The sequence below is a fragment of the Thalassococcus sp. S3 genome, assembly GCF_004216475.1.
Lineage (GTDB): Bacteria > Pseudomonadota > Alphaproteobacteria > Rhodobacterales > Rhodobacteraceae.
Genome location: NZ_CP022303.1, coordinates 4014119 through 4027347 on the forward strand (window position 1 = coordinate 4014119; position 13229 = coordinate 4027347).

Genomic DNA, 13229 nt, shown 5'->3' on the forward strand with positions numbered 1-13229 from the left:
GTGCTCCTCTCATTGCATCGCCTGAGCTGTAATCCGGTCCTGCGCTGTCCAGCTCGTTATCTTGCGCCGCACCCGATCCGCCGAGGCATAGGCTTGCTCCTCCTCATCGACAGCGCGCCAGGATGCCCAGTCCCACAAAGCGTCTGGCAATGCCTCTCTTTTCGGGGGCGGCCGGTCGGCAAGGGTTTCCAGAATCGTCTGGCACAGCGTCAGAGCGGCGCGTCGCGCCGCCGGCAATGCGCCGGTAGCACCACTGCACCAGCCCAAGCGATAAACATTCGGCAACGAGATATGCGCGTCTGTTTCGGTGCCGATTGCTGCGATGATCGACGACGCAAAGAGGCTCTCGCGCCCGCGTGGTGTATCCACCTCCAGGATGGCCTGCCCCTTGTCCGATTGTTTGATCGAAAGTGGCCGTCTGTTGAACTTCAGGCATAGACGAACCGCACCGTCGTGCATGATCTCACGCAAGGCCTTGCTTTTGGGATCATCGCCGGTCGGCATTGGATCGACCGAAATGCCGCCCCCGCGCAAGGTCGAGAGTTCGCGCACCATCGAGACATCGAACCGCGCCGCATCGGGCGCGCAGCGTGCGACCAGCGTTATCTGCCCCTGCAAGGGCGTCAAAAGCCAATCCGTCGCCTCGGGACCGAGATCGCTGCCGACGAGGCCATCTGCGTCCTTCAGAAGGAGCCGGACGAGATCCAAAGCCACATTGCCCGCGCCAACGATGACGGGCGTAGTGCCAAGATCCGGCAGACCCCGCGCCGCTGGATCATCGTTCAGTCGACGCAAGATCTCGTTGGCCGAGAACATGGGGACAAGATCGCCCCCCGGGATATCCAGCTTGCGATCCCGCGCCGCGCCGGTGGCCAGCACCACGACGTGATACCGGGTCCGCAAATCGTCCAGAGAGATGTCGCGCCCCAGCTCCATGCGGCCGAAAAACCGTGCCTGTCCCCTCTCGAAAGGTCGCGCGAGTTGCCGTGCGACGGCCTTGGTGCCCTGATGGTCGGCGGCCACGCCATGGCGCAGCAATCCGAACGGCACCGACAGCCGTTCGAACACGTCCAATTGCACGGGGTCCCTGGCGCGCACCAAAGCACCCACGAGGTAAAGACCGGCAGGCCCCGCGCCCACGACGGCGACACGGGGGATCATGCCACACCCCAAGGGATCGTGGCGCCCGTCAGATCGGCGTAGATGCCTTTCTGGCGCTGCCAGACCCGCAAGCCCTCGCGCCCCTTTTCGCGACCTTGTCCGCTGGCCCCGTCGGCGCCGAAGGGGGTCGATGCACTGAATTGCTTGTAGGTGTTGATCCAGATCGTGCCCGCCTGCCAGGCCCCAGCCACCCGCCAGGCGCGGTCGAAGTCGCGCGTCCAGATACCTGCGGCCAAGCCATATTCGTTGTCATTGCCCTTCGCGATGAGATCGGCCTCGTCATCGAATGGCAGCAGCGACAGGATCGGGCCAAAGACCTCCTCGCGACAAAGGGCGGCGTTATTGTCCAGCCCCTCGACAATCGTGGGGTAAAAGAGACGCCCGTCTCCTGGCCCGCCGCATAAAACCCTGCCGCCATCGGCGCGTGCCCGCTCAAGGTGCGCGGTCACGTCAGCGTGGTGATCGGGATGAATGAGGGGGCCGACCCGGGTCGCGGGCGCGTTGGGATCACCCACGACCAGCTTTTTGGTCGCCACGACCAGGCGGTCGCGGAATGCCTCGTAGATCTTGGCCTGAACAAAGAGACGCGACCCCGCGATGCAGGACTGCCCCGAGGAGGAAAAAATGCCAAACAGCACACCGGCTATCGCGCGGTCCATATCCGCGTCGGCGAAGACAGCGACGGGGGACTTCCCCCCAAGTTCCAGCGAGACCGGCATCAGTTTCGCCGCAGCCTGCGCCGCAAGCTGCCGCCCCGTGGATGTGCCACCGGTAAAGGCGACACGACCGATGGCGGGATGGTTCACGAGGAGCGATCCGATCTCGCGCCCCGCACCCGGCAGGACGGACAGAAGGCCAGCCGGCAACCCGGCCTCGTTCGCGATCTCTGCCAGCAGAAGTGCCGTCAGTGGCGCCCATGAGGCCGGTTTCAAAAGCACCGCGTTTCCGGCGGCAAGCGCGGGGGCAACCTTTTGTGCGTCCGACGCAATGGGCGAGTTCCAGGGTGTGATCGCCGCGGTGACCCCGATGGGTTCGTGAACGGAAAACGTGGTCGCGGGGCCGCGGCGGGGCGTGATGGCATCCTCGGCCGTTTCGGCAAGCGCGGCAAAATAGCGAAAGGTGCCCGCCGCCGACAGGGCGAGCGCGCGGGTTTCGGCCCGGGTCTTGCCGGTATCCATGGTCTGCAATGCGCTGATGCGGTCTGCATTGGCCTCGATCCCGTCACCGATCCGGCGCAGCACTGCGGCACGCTCCGTGGGAAGGGCTGCACCCCAGGCAGGCTGCGCGGCCTCGGCATGCGCGATAGCCCTTTCCCCATCCTGCTCTGACGCGCCACGAAGCGTTCCAATCTCGGACCAATCCCACGGGTTATGGCTCGTGATCGGGGCGCCGGCCCCCTCCTCCCAGCGCCCTCCGACAAACAGCTGCAGGCGCGGCACGGTCATAGCGCGATCTCCGATGTCAGGTTGCGCACGGTGCGGTGCAGTGCGTGAACGGTCAGCGCCGACGTCGCGGCATTGCCCTCGGTCGGCAGGCTGGTCACGGTCATCGACAGCACGACGCCACCGCCCTTGGCCTCCCAAGCATGGGTGTTTCCTTCAGCGCGCGCATCGCTGCGAAGGGTGACGCGGGTCGCGTCCAGTCCAGGGCCGGCAAGTGCCAGCGTCGCTGCCACATTGGCATTTTTCGGATAGCGCGTTGCAGCCTCGCGCGCGCTGCCTTGAAAGAACGTGCCGTCGGGCGTCCCGGCGGGCCAGGCCCGTGGCGGCTTGGTCCCGGTATAACTCAGCGTCGTGTTACCGGGGAGCGCCGCAAGCGCGTCGATCCCACCCACCGCACCTGCGGGCAGGTGTAATCGCGTACCGCCCTCCTTGGCGGCTTGACGCAGGCGTGCGCTCAGCCCGTCATCGGCCAAGGCGCCGACCGAGGCGGCGATCAGGGGGATCCCGGCGCGCAACACCTCTGTGCCCACTTGTGCCAACGCGTCCTGGCCTGCGGCCTCCACCACAAGTGCTGGGCGTGCGGCCAGCAGATCATCCAGATCCGCCACCTGATCCTCACCCGCTTCATTGCGCACCAGGCTAAGCACGTCATGCCCATCCGCACGCAGCAATGGGATCAACGCGGTGGCGATGGCCCCGCGACCGATAAGACCGATCATTTTTGTGCAGCCCCCGCTGGTGGCCCGGCAAAGGCTTCGGCAAAGGGACCGATGGACGTCATGTCGACCTCAACCATGACCGGGCCGTCCGCTCCAAGGGCATTCACCAGAATATGCTCGAACTCGGCAACGTCGCGGACGACATGATGCGCCAGACCGATGGAGGCGCACACCTTCTCGAAGTCGGGCGTCAGAAGGGCGGAATGCGACTGCCGCCCGTTATATTGCGCGTTCTGGATATTTTGAATGACACCGTAAGCCCTGTCATTCATCAGCACATAGACAAGTGGGGCCCGCTCCTGCACCGCGGTGGCAAGCTCGGCAAGACCAAGCTGGGCACCGCCATCACCCACCAGCGTGATCGCCTTTGTGTCAGAGGCCAGCGCGGCACCGATGCCCATCGCGATGCCTTGGCCGATGCCACCGCCCAGGGCATGCACACCCAGATGCGGCGCGGTCAGCGGAATGTAGCGATTGCCGAAGGTCGAATTGCTTATGGTGACATCACGCACCCAGGGGTGACGGCCCTCGGGCACGATACGAGCCAGGACATCCGCGATCACCTGATAGGGGCCAAGCGTGACGCGCAGACGGCCCTCGGATTTCGCACGGGCGATGGTCACGTCGTGGGCCAACGTCGGATCGGCGGCATAATCGCCAAGCGCAGTGTCGAGCCGATCCAACACATCTGCCGCGTCCCCCTGCACGGCCAGGTCAACCGCATAGTTGCGGCCCAGCTGAGAGGCATCCGCATCGATCTGCGCGAGTGGCGGAAGCGGCAGTTTGTTGTTGCGCGTCTCATTGCCGCGCAGTCGCGAGCCCGCGACGATCATCAGATCGCAGGTCTCATAAAGCGCGGCGGCTTCGGGCGTCATGTTGAACGCCCCGAGGGAGCCTGGCCGGTCCTCGGGGAAAATACCCCGCCCCTGCGTCGAGCTGACGATGCCGATGCCCCGCGCGGCCAGTCTGGCCACAGCTCCGGTGGCTTCCCGCGCGCCGCCGCCCAGCCACAGCATGGGGCGGCGCGCGGCGCGGACTTTCTTGACGAGCGCGGCAAGGGACGCGTCAGCAGCACGCACCGAGGCGATGTCACCCGGGAAACTCTGGCCAAGGATACAAGCGGCACGCTGCACGTCGACGGGCAGTTCCAGAGATACCGGCCCCGAGGGGGCCGCGCGGCAGAGCGCAATCGCCTGCAGCAAGGCCCCTACCGCGCCGTTTGCGTCCCAGGCACGGATCACGGCCTTTGAGACCCCCTCCAGCATTCGGGGCTGGCGCGGGACGTCGTGAATGGCCGCTCGGTCACGGTCGGCCATTCCCGCGTCCACCTGCGTGGTGATGTGCAACAGGCGGCTGCCTGCGACCAAAGCCTCGGCTTGCCCGCCAGCGGCATTGCCCGCCGCCGTTCCGGTCGATGTGAGGCACACGCCAAGACCGCCCGACACGCGCGAAAACGCATCGGCCATGTTCATCGCCCCCGCCTCGCCCCGCGCGGGCACGAACCGGATAACGCCCGCACGGTCGATCGCATCGAGCAACGGCATATTGTGGATCGAGATAACACCGAAGACATGGGTGACACCGACCTCGGCCAGGGTATGGGCAAGCCGATCAGAGACGGTGAGGTTCATCGTTTCATGTTTCATGCGATCTCTCTTAAATGTGGCGCGCAAGGCCGCCTGATACGTCAAGCGTGGCGCCGGTAATGTAGGAGGCTGCCGGAGAGGCCAGAAACCCGATGGCCGCCGCCGCCTCCGAGGGATCACCCAGGCGCCCCAGCGGGATGCCTTTGCGGCGGGCAAGATCGCCGTACCACTGCTCGCGGCTGACGGACTGGTCTTCGCGCTCAGCAAAACGCTTGGTCCATTGACCCGACCCGACGAGCCCCAGCACGATGCCGTTGACGCGCACATCGGGTGCCCATTCAACCGAAAGAGACTTCAGCAGGGACTGGACCCCTGCCCGCGCCGCCGAGGTGCAGACCATATGAGGTTCGGGCTGCAGCGCTAGAAGCGAATTGACCATGACCAAGGCGCCGTTTGATTGCCGGAGATCGGTTTCAAAGGCACGGGCCGGGTTGACCTGCGAAAAGAGCTTAAGCTCCCACTCATCCCGCCAAGCCGCGTCATCGGTATCGGCAAAGGTGGATTGCCGCCCCTGCCCTGCATTGTTCACGAGTGCATCCAGACCGCCGAAGGCGTCACGTACCTGTTGGGCGAACCTGCCAACAGTCTCTGCATCCAGCACGTCAACCGGCGCCGACAGCACATGGTCGTCGCCAAAGTCGCGCCGCAGCACGGCCGCAACGTCAGCCAGGCGGCTTTCGTTTCGGGCACAAATGGCGACACGTGCCCCGGCCTCCAGCAGCCAGCGCGCTGTGGCCAGACCAATTCCCGAAGAACCGCCGGTGACCACGACGCGCTTTTTTTCAAGACCCAGCATCAGGCCGGCTCGACCGGGGCCAGTTCGGGCCAACCGGGGTCAGGCCGACCCTGCATGACCGCACGCTGTGCCGCCGTCGGTGGCCCGGCGGTCATCCAGCGATCCATCAGTTCGGGTACATCGCGTGGCCAGACCTGCGCCTCATGCGTGGTCTCGTCGATCTGCTGCACCTCTGAGGTGAATTCGATCACGAAGCCGGAGGGCGAGACGAAATAGGCAAACGGGTTGTTGCCCGGCCCGTGCCGCCCCGGCCCCCATGTGGGCACATGGCCCTTCTGCTTCATCCGACCGATGCCGCGCATGAATTCGTCGATGGTGGGCATCTCAAAAGCCACGTGGTTCACGGAAGGATACTGCCCGCGCACCAGGGCGATGGCGTGGTGTTCGGCATCACAGCGCAGGAACACCATCTGGTCGGCGGAATAGTCCGACACGCGAAATCCCAGCACACGGCAATACCAATCCGCGACACCGTCCATGTCCGGGGAGTTCAGGACAACGTGGCTGACCTTGCGGGGCTTTGCGTGTTCAGGCGCCTCGCCATGCTCCAAAGCATCGCAGCGGAAGCGCAGTCGCCGGTTATCGGGGTCGAGCATCTCGAAGCCCCAGCCGCCCGCGTAATCATCGAATTCCCCAGGCTTACCAAGCACCCGCGCGCCTTCGGCCACGGCCTGATCATGCAAGAGTGTCATCGAAGAGCGGTCGGGCATCGCGAAATGCACGTATTCGATGCCAAAGACGTCCCCCTCCTTCAGACCATAGAGAAACGGTTCTGAGCCGGTGCCACGCAGATAGGCCGCGTCATCGCCCCGATGGGCGAGGCTGAGCCCCCACATGTCCTCGTAAAACGGCACGGTCGCTGTCAGCCCCGGCCCTCTCATCACGATGCCGCGCAGGCGGCCTGCTCTTACCTCGGTCATGTCGTCTCCATCATTGCGGTGGCGAGTGCCTCTGGGGCTTCGACGGTCAAGGCGTGGCCTGCCTCGGGCACTTCGGTGAAAGCGCCCTTGAGCGGCAGCGCGGCGTAGAGCCTGCGCGCTGCCCCGGGCGGAGTGATGACATCCGCCGCACCGACGATCACATCGGCGGGCAGCGTCAGCCTGCGCGCATCGGCCAAAAGGTCGCCCGATGACAGGATACGCGCGGCGGCCTCGTGCCCCGGCGCACGCAGCGCAGCCATCTGCGCGGTAACCTGCGCCAGCGCCGCGCCTTCGGGACGCGCAAGAAGGCGCGGCGCACGGGCCGCGGCAAAGGCAGCCATATCTGTGACGCCCATGCGGTCCTTCGTGGCCGGCGACAGATCTGGCAGCGCAACGCCATGGCCCAGGGCCGGAGACGCAAAGGTCAGGCGGCGCACGCGCAGCGGCGCCAGCAGCGCGACTCGGCCGGCGATCAGGCATCCCAGCGAATGCCCCAGCAGATCAAAAGTCTCGGGTGCTGCGTGCAGCAGCGCTTGGGCCACCGCATCAAGATCGCCGATGTCGGCATCGTCCGATTGTCCGTATCCCGGCATGTCCCACGCCAATACCCGTCGGGCCGATGCGATCGCGAAGGCGGCAAAGCCCGCGCCGGAAGAGCCGATGCCATGCAGGGCGATAAGGGGCATGCCCGCCTCGGGCCCGTATCGGTGCCAGGCAATCATGTGAAGACAAAGCCGCGGTCTGTAGGCAGCGTCTGGCCGGTTAGGGTCAACGCGCCGTCGGTCAGCAAAAAGGCAACCGTGGCCGCGACATCTTCGGGCGGTTGCGGCCCCGGCACGGCGCGTCCGTCGCTATAAAGCTGGTGGCGCTCTTCGGGCACGTATTCCGTGCTCGCTGTCGTCAGGATGCCTGGCGCTATCGCGGTGATGCCTACGCCATCCGGCCCCATCTCGCGGGCCAGCGAGCGGGTCATCGCCATCACCGCGCCTTTGGAGGCGACGTAGGAGATCAGGTTCGGCGCTCCCCAGAGGGCCGTGTCAGAGGCGACGTTCACCACCCGGCCTTTCGTGGCACGCAACGCGGGCGCGCAGGCCTTTGTAATGGCCCAAGTGCCTTTCACGTTGACCCGCAGAACACGGTCGAATGTCTCTTCGTCAACCTCTTCGAACCCGATGCCACCTATGCCGGTCGCGATCGCGCCGTTGTTGACCAGACCATGCAGCGGACCCTCAAGCGTTGCTGCCAGCGCCGCGATAGAACTGGTGTCGCCCAGATCGACCGGATGGAAGGCCACTCCAAGCTCTGCCGCAACCGCGCGGCCTTCATCTTCGGCGATATCGGCCAATGTCAGCCTCGCGCCCTCAGCGGCCAGATGCCGGGCCAGCACGGCGCCAAGGCCGCGCGCGCCGCCCGTCAGCAGGATATGCCGCCCGTCGAGGATCATTCCGCTGCCGTCTCCAGCGCGTCTTCGGCGGCCAGCTGTTCCTTGGCGCGCCGGTTCAGCGCGCGGCGCAGATGCGCGACCCCGATGTCATGCTGATAGAGCATCTCGCGCGTACGCGCATCGTCGGGCATCCCCTCAAGCATCACGCGGTCCTGTTCCAGCACGTTCCAATGCCGCTCTTCAAGATGCGTGCGGAACAGGAAACACCACGCCTCCCGTGCGAGCCCCTCGACCTTGCGCATGCGCCAGAAGAACACTTTGCATCGCTGTGAGCCAACAGGCGTGACATAGCCAAGGATGCGCATGTGACCACCCGGCCCCGCAGCGGGCGGGTAAGGGATGTCGAGGAAGCAATACATGCCCCCGTTTTTCACTTCGAATTCGGTCCAGTCGAAATTCTCGCCCACTTGCCCGACGCGGCTGACCCGGAAGCCGTCGTCGCGGCGATCAAGCTCCAGCAGGTCCTGTTTCGAACCGAACGCGAGCGTGAAGCTCTCGGCGTGCAAGTAGCACCCGTGCATCGGGTCGGCGAGGTTGTCGAGCGCGTAGCGGTAGTTGCAGTCCCACACCGCCGTGCAGAGGAACCCGGCCCAGGCCGGGTCCGACAATTCGGGCGGCAAGGGCAGCTCGGGCGGTTCGGGTCGATCCGCTGACGGGATATAGACGAACACCGCGTCGGAGTGTTCGGCCACGTTGAAGTCCTTCAGTGCCTTGCGGCCCTCCATCGCGCAGTCCGGCATTGCGGGCACCCGCTGCACCGTGCCGGTGCCGTCGACGATCACGCCATGATAGCGGCAGCCGATATTGCCGTCGTGGATCTCGCCGTAAGACAGCGGCGCGCCGCGATGGGGGCAGAAATCCTCGATGCATTTGATCGCTCCATCAGCGCCACGCCACATCACCAGCCGTTCGCCCAGAACGGTGATCCCGTGCGGCCGGTCCTTGCGAATTTCGACCGATTTGGCGACCGGGAACCACTGGCCCCGCAGGCCTTGGTTGATACGCTCTTCGACGCGGGCGCGCATGTCTGTTGATGTCGCCATAAAAGGTCTCCTTTGGTCTGGGGCCGATCAGTGATCGGCGCGGGGCAGGTAATGCAGCACGCGCGTCTCGGCGCGCACAAGGGCGGAGTAGAGAACGATACCGATGAGGGTCAGCAGGATGATCGCGTTGAACACCATCGCCGCATTGGCCTGCCCGCCGCCGAAGGCGATCAGGAAGCCGAGGCCGGTATTGCCGCCCACCAACTCGCCCACCGTCACGCCAATCACCGCAAGCGTGGAGGCGATGCGCAGACCTGCCATGAGGTTGGGCAGGGTCGAGGGCATCTCGATCTTGAAGAACACCCCCCAGCGGCCATAGCCATAGGCCCGCGCAAGCGACACCAGATCGCGATCGACGGTGCGCATGGCCTGCAGCACGTTGACCAGCACCGGGAAGAAGACGATCAGCACCGTGACCAGCAGCTTGGGCGTCGCGTTATAGCCGAACCACATGATGAAGAGCGGGGCGAAGGCCACTTTCGGTGCGATCTGAAGGGCCAGGATATAGGGGCTTAGAACACGTTCCCAAAAGGCCGACATCCCCAGAAGGTATCCCATCGTCGCCCCGAGGACCGACCCGATCACGAAGCCGACAAGCGTCCAGATCGCGGTCGACCACAGATGCTGCGCCAAGTCTTCCTGCGCCCACATCCGCACCAGTTCTTCCAGGCATTGGCTGAATGTCGGAATGATGAAGCGCGGCACATCAAGCGCGGGCGGAAGGTATTCCCAGACCAAAAGGAAGAGGACCAGACCCGCCGCGGAGGTCAGCCCGACAGCATGCCGCATGACAAAAGGAACATGGGGTTTCTGCACGGCCTTGTTGTTTCGGGCAATCGGGGGCGTTTGTGTGGACGTTGTGTCAGACATCTGCTGCGTCTCCGTCATGCAGTGCAGAGAGGAACGAGGCCAGCCGGCAGTAGCAGACGGGCTGGCCTCCGACCGCAATCACTCGGAAGCGACGAAGTCGTTTGTGTAGAGGTCTGCGACCGGCACCGCTTCGCGCACAATTCCCGCTTCGAGGTAGAAGGCCTGCGCAGCTTCAAGCCGTTCGGGATTGAATGCGCCAAACGCAAACCCCTCGGCGGCCGGATAGACCTGCGTTGCATAGGCCTGCATGATCGCGGCGATCCCTGCCTCTTTGTCCGCGTGCTGCGGCACAAGCTGCACATATTGCGCGGCCGCCGCCGCCGGATCGGCGACGATATCGTTCACCGCGCGCGTCAGGGCCCTTACAAAACTGGTGATTACCTCGGGACGTTCGGCAATGATGTCGTCTGAGGCAAGCACAGCCTGCGCCATCGCTGGAAAGACCTCGTCAACCGGCATTTGCCCCAGTTCAACCCCCGCGCCCTGGATGGCCGCGATCCATTCGGGGACCGCAGAAACGGCATCGAGATCGCCCGAAATCATGAGCTGGATGATGCCGCCGGGGCCAACCGCCTGCAGGTCTGCATCGCCGCGCGACAGACCTTCGGAGGCCAGAACACCCAGTATGTTATAATAGGTCGTGTCCTGGAAACTCATCACGCCTATGCGTTTGCCCTCCAGATCGGCAGGGCCGGTGATCCCGCTCTCCACGCGCCAGGCCAACTGCGTATAGCCGCGCCCGCCCAAAAGGGCGACACCGCGAACGTCCAGCCCATTGGCACGCACGATGATCGGCGTATCGCCGATCCCACCGCCGAGATCGGCATTGCCCACGGCGACCTGCCGGGCCACATCCGCCCCGCCCTGTCCCACACGGAACTCAACCTCAAGGCCCTCTTCCTCGAAATAGCCAAGGCCTTTTGCAAGCTGGAAGGGCGCAAAGGCCGGCAGGAAATCCGGCGCAGGAAAGAGATATGTCAGCTGTTCCTGCGCTGTCGCGGCAAGCGGCGCGATGGCGAGGGACATTGCCATGACGAGGGTTTTGATATTCATCTTGGTCTCCGTTGTTGGAACGTGCCTCTAGCGGGCACTTTTGGGCAAAATGTCGATTTTTACGCAGCGGCCTTCTCGGTCAGTTTGAGATGGCCGAAAATCTCGGCGGCAATTGGTCCGACCTCTGGCATCACGCGCCGCTTGAGCGGGTGATCGCGATGGGGCAGATCGACCTTGATTTCGGCCACGATCCGCCCGGGTCTTTCGGACAGAACCATGACCCGGTCGGCCATCAACACGGCCTCGGTCAGATCATGGGTGATCAGCAGAGTTGTCTTCTTTGCCTCCGCAATCGTCGTGGCGAAACTGTCCTGCAGCAGCAGTTTGGTCTGCGCGTCCAGCGCGCTGAAGGGTTCGTCGAGAAGAATGATCTCGGGGTCGATCGCCAGCGTCCGCGCAAGCGCTGCGCGCTGGCGCATCCCGCCGGACAGCTGATAGGGATATTTCCCTTCAAAGCCTCGCAACTGGCATCGGGCCAGTTCCGCCATGGCCCGCTCCCGCCGCGCGACCTTCGACACGCCCCGCGCTTCGAGCCCGAATTCCACGTTCGACCGGATCGACCGCCAGGGCAAAAGCAGATCCTTTTGCAGCATGAACCCCACATGGGCGTTTGGCCCGGTCACCTCCTCACCCGATACAAGAACCGCACCGGCCGATGGCGCGTAAAGACCCGCCGTCATCGACAAAAGCGTGGATTTCCCGCAGCCGGAGGGGCCGACAACGGCGACAAATTCGCCTTCCTCGACGGAAAAGTCGATCCCGTCGACGGCGGTGACACCGGTTTGCGGATCGCCAAAGGTCTTGCACACGTTCCGAAATTCAAGCGCCATAACCGTGCTCCGAATAGGCGGCATCGAAAGACGCGTTTGCCGCCACAAGCTCAGCTTCAAGAAGGGCCTCGTCCCAGTCTGTCCTCCCCGAGATCGGCGCCACGATGCCACGCGCGGCGAGGGCCGCTGCCACCGCACCGAAGTCATGCTCTCCGGCTCCCATGATCTCCATCATGGCATGGGCAAGGGCGTGTTCGGGCTCTGAAACCGGGCGCCCCCTGCCCTGATGCGCGAGGTCCTTGGGCACCGGTCCACCCGCGACCTGGGCCAGACGATCCTTGAACGCGTCAGACATAGGGGCGCGCCTCGAAGGAAACGGTTTCCCCGCCCGATTGGCCGACGACAACCCATGCCGTGGCCGCGCCGGCACCGGCGTTTCTTATGAAATGGGATTGACCGGCCGGTGTGCGCACCAGGTCGCGCGGACCAAGCTCAACCAGGCTTTCGGTGCCGTCGTCATCGACCCAGCCGATCTGCAGTGACCCCTCCAGACACATCACGGCCTCTTCCACATCGCGCGCATAGGGGGCGATGCCCGCGCGGGACGGCAAGCCCCACATCTCCTTGCGGCAACTGTCGTGCTGGACCGCGCCCGGCGCGTCACCCACATAGACCTTGCGGGTAAAGCCAGCGTCTTCCCAGATTGTCGGCAGTTCGGAATGGCGCACGACGTAGTCGGCCATCAGCTTCTGGACCGGATGATCGCCCTGCGGATCGTATGGCAGGGTCTTGCCCGGCTCAGCCCCGAAGGTCCGTGCCAGCTCTTTCGGATGCTCCTTGGGGTGGTAGTGATAGACCGGCGGCAGCGGTTTACCCACATCCACGCTGATCGTCATCAGCACCGGTTCAACCCCGTCAACGCGAAAGCCGTGACCGATCTCGCGGGCGTTCAGGATCATGTCCTTGGGGCCAAGCTGCACTTCGACCACCTCTCCGTCACGCTCCCAACCGACCACGAGAGCGCCGTCGATCACCAGAAAGGATTCCTCGATCTCGTGACTATGACAGGCCGCGTATTTCCCCGGCTCCTTGTAGATCAGGCTCAGCGTGAAATGCTCGGGCTTCATCGTGGAGGTATCGCCCACCTTGGGCGATCCTCCTGCCCCGATATAGCGCATCTGGGCGCGGGCCAGCTCTTCAAAGCCGCGGTTCGACGGAAAGGCGTCCCAGTCGAACCGCTTATCGGCAAAGCGGGCCGTGGACGCCGTAAGGCGGTCGTCGAGGTCGGTCTTGATTGGCGTGGCAATGTTCATCGAATCCTCCTGAGCGGTTTCTTGAACCCTGCCAAACAGACGTTTTACAAGG

The 13229-nt window shown here is 64.5% G+C and carries 14 protein-coding genes; all 14 read right to left on the reverse strand.

Going from position 1 to position 13229, the window contains the following annotated elements; genetic code table 11:
• Positions 1 to 9: 9 nt before the first annotated feature.
• Complete coding sequence (locus tag CFI11_RS19680; RefSeq protein WP_130409020.1) at positions 10 to 1161, reverse strand: FAD-dependent oxidoreductase; 1152 nt, start codon at positions 1159 to 1161, stop codon at positions 10 to 12.
• Positions 1158 to 2606 (reverse strand): aldehyde dehydrogenase family protein, encoded by a 1449-nt coding sequence (locus CFI11_RS19685; RefSeq protein WP_130409022.1) that lies wholly within the window; start codon positions 2604 to 2606, stop codon positions 1158 to 1160. Before CFI11_RS19685 ends, CFI11_RS19680 begins: the two co-directional genes overlap by 4 nt.
• Positions 2603 to 3322, reverse strand: a complete 720-nt coding sequence (locus tag CFI11_RS19690; RefSeq protein WP_130409024.1) for an aspartate dehydrogenase — start codon at positions 3320 to 3322, stop codon at positions 2603 to 2605. The genes CFI11_RS19685 and CFI11_RS19690 overlap by 4 nt, the downstream gene beginning before the upstream one ends.
• A complete protein-coding gene (locus CFI11_RS19695) occupies positions 3319 to 4968 on the reverse strand; it encodes a thiamine pyrophosphate-binding protein (RefSeq protein ID WP_130409026.1) in 1650 nt (549 codons plus the stop codon). The genes CFI11_RS19690 and CFI11_RS19695 overlap by 4 nt, the downstream gene beginning before the upstream one ends.
• A 10-nt stretch (positions 4969 to 4978) precedes the next feature.
• Positions 4979 to 5764, reverse strand: a complete 786-nt coding sequence (locus CFI11_RS19700; protein WP_130409028.1) for an SDR family oxidoreductase — start codon at positions 5762 to 5764, stop codon at positions 4979 to 4981.
• Positions 5764 to 6684: a VOC family protein gene (locus CFI11_RS19705; RefSeq protein WP_130409030.1), complete on the reverse strand. Its 921-nt coding sequence runs from the start codon at positions 6682 to 6684 to the stop codon at positions 5764 to 5766. Before CFI11_RS19705 ends, CFI11_RS19700 begins: the two co-directional genes overlap by 1 nt.
• Entirely contained in the window at positions 6681 to 7370 is a 690-nt protein-coding gene (locus tag CFI11_RS19710) for an alpha/beta fold hydrolase (protein ID WP_217358726.1), read from the reverse strand. The genes CFI11_RS19705 and CFI11_RS19710 overlap by 4 nt, the downstream gene beginning before the upstream one ends.
• Positions 7371 to 7402: 32 nt before the next feature.
• Positions 7403 to 8128, reverse strand: coding sequence for an SDR family oxidoreductase (locus CFI11_RS19715; RefSeq protein ID WP_130409034.1), 726 nt, complete (start codon positions 8126 to 8128; stop codon positions 7403 to 7405).
• Entirely contained in the window at positions 8125 to 9171 is a 1047-nt protein-coding gene (locus tag CFI11_RS19720) for an aromatic ring-hydroxylating dioxygenase subunit alpha (RefSeq protein ID WP_130409036.1), read from the reverse strand. The genes CFI11_RS19715 and CFI11_RS19720 overlap by 4 nt, the downstream gene beginning before the upstream one ends.
• Positions 9172 to 9198: 27 nt before the next feature.
• Positions 9199 to 10041, reverse strand: coding sequence for an ABC transporter permease (locus CFI11_RS19725; protein ID WP_217358727.1), 843 nt, complete (start codon positions 10039 to 10041; stop codon positions 9199 to 9201).
• A gap of 78 nt (positions 10042 to 10119) precedes the next feature.
• Positions 10120 to 11094, reverse strand: a complete 975-nt coding sequence (locus CFI11_RS19730; protein ID WP_130409038.1) for an ABC transporter substrate-binding protein — start codon at positions 11092 to 11094, stop codon at positions 10120 to 10122.
• 59 nt (positions 11095 to 11153) lie between these two features.
• On the reverse strand, positions 11154 to 11924 hold the full coding sequence (locus CFI11_RS19735; RefSeq protein WP_130409040.1) for an ABC transporter ATP-binding protein: 771 nt from the start codon (positions 11922 to 11924) through the stop codon (positions 11154 to 11156).
• Entirely contained in the window at positions 11914 to 12219 is a 306-nt protein-coding gene (locus CFI11_RS19740; protein WP_130409042.1) for a recombinase-like helix-turn-helix domain-containing protein, read from the reverse strand. Before CFI11_RS19740 ends, CFI11_RS19735 begins: the two co-directional genes overlap by 11 nt.
• The gene (locus CFI11_RS19745; RefSeq protein ID WP_130409044.1) at positions 12212 to 13177 is read right to left on the reverse strand and encodes a cupin; all 966 of its coding nucleotides are present in this window, start codon (positions 13175 to 13177) and stop codon (positions 12212 to 12214) included. The genes CFI11_RS19740 and CFI11_RS19745 overlap by 8 nt, the downstream gene beginning before the upstream one ends.
• Positions 13178 to 13229 lie beyond the last annotated feature (52 nt).

Excerpts from the sequence above, each read along its gene's own strand:
- CFI11_RS19680 (WP_130409020.1), bottom strand. The coding sequence starts at position 1,161 with ATGATCCCCCGTGTCGCCGTCGTGGGCGCGGGGCCTGCCGGTCTTTAC.
- CFI11_RS19685 (WP_130409022.1), bottom strand. The coding sequence starts at position 2,606 with ATGACCGTGCCGCGCCTGCAGCTGTTTGTCGGAGGGCGCTGGGAGGAG.
- CFI11_RS19690 (WP_130409024.1), bottom strand. The coding sequence starts at position 3,322 with ATGATCGGTCTTATCGGTCGCGGGGCCATCGCCACCGCGTTGATCCCA.
- CFI11_RS19695 (WP_130409026.1), bottom strand. The coding sequence starts at position 4,968 with ATGAAACATGAAACGATGAACCTCACCGTCTCTGATCGGCTTGCCCAT.
- CFI11_RS19700 (WP_130409028.1), bottom strand. The coding sequence starts at position 5,764 with ATGCTGGGTCTTGAAAAAAAGCGCGTCGTGGTCACCGGCGGTTCTTCG.
- CFI11_RS19705 (WP_130409030.1), bottom strand. The coding sequence starts at position 6,684 with ATGACCGAGGTAAGAGCAGGCCGCCTGCGCGGCATCGTGATGAGAGGG.
- CFI11_RS19710 (WP_217358726.1), bottom strand. The coding sequence starts at position 7,370 with ATGCCCCTTATCGCCCTGCATGGCATCGGCTCTTCCGGCGCGGGCTTT.
- CFI11_RS19715 (WP_130409034.1), bottom strand. The coding sequence starts at position 8,128 with ATGATCCTCGACGGGCGGCATATCCTGCTGACGGGCGGCGCGCGCGGC.
- CFI11_RS19720 (WP_130409036.1), bottom strand. The coding sequence starts at position 9,171 with ATGGCGACATCAACAGACATGCGCGCCCGCGTCGAAGAGCGTATCAAC.
- CFI11_RS19725 (WP_217358727.1), bottom strand. The coding sequence starts at position 10,041 with ATGTCTGACACAACGTCCACACAAACGCCCCCGATTGCCCGAAACAAC.
- CFI11_RS19730 (WP_130409038.1), bottom strand. The coding sequence starts at position 11,094 with ATGAATATCAAAACCCTCGTCATGGCAATGTCCCTCGCCATCGCGCCG.
- CFI11_RS19735 (WP_130409040.1), bottom strand. The coding sequence starts at position 11,924 with ATGGCGCTTGAATTTCGGAACGTGTGCAAGACCTTTGGCGATCCGCAA.
- CFI11_RS19740 (WP_130409042.1), bottom strand. The coding sequence starts at position 12,219 with ATGTCTGACGCGTTCAAGGATCGTCTGGCCCAGGTCGCGGGTGGACCG.
- CFI11_RS19745 (WP_130409044.1), bottom strand. The coding sequence starts at position 13,177 with ATGAACATTGCCACGCCAATCAAGACCGACCTCGACGACCGCCTTACG.